Source organism: Phytobacter sp. V91 (genome assembly GCF_965644225.1).
GTDB lineage: Bacteria > Pseudomonadota > Gammaproteobacteria > Enterobacterales > Enterobacteriaceae > CBFFRJ01.
Map to the genome: position 1 here is coordinate 1 of NZ_CBFFRJ010000387.1, position 203 is coordinate 203.

Annotated in this window: 1 pseudogene; it reads right to left on the reverse strand. The window is 40.4% G+C overall.

The features are described 5' to 3' along the window. Positions 1-203 (reverse strand): annotated as a pseudogene (locus ACSZO4_RS26055) (site-specific integrase); the annotation flags it as partial.

The following is a 203-nucleotide window of genomic DNA, read 5'->3' on the forward strand; positions in this document are numbered from 1 at the left end:
TCCATCAGAAGATAAATTTTTTTTATCTGCATATCCGACAAGGTCTTTTTTCTTTTCACATCGGGACGGGCAATCGCACCATTAAAGGGATTCTCCCGATATGAAAAATAACCCTGGGCTATGGCGTGGTTAAAAATCGCTCTCATATGAGCCACTTTATTATTCCATGTTCGCTTACTCAGCGTATTGTCTGCTATAACGCT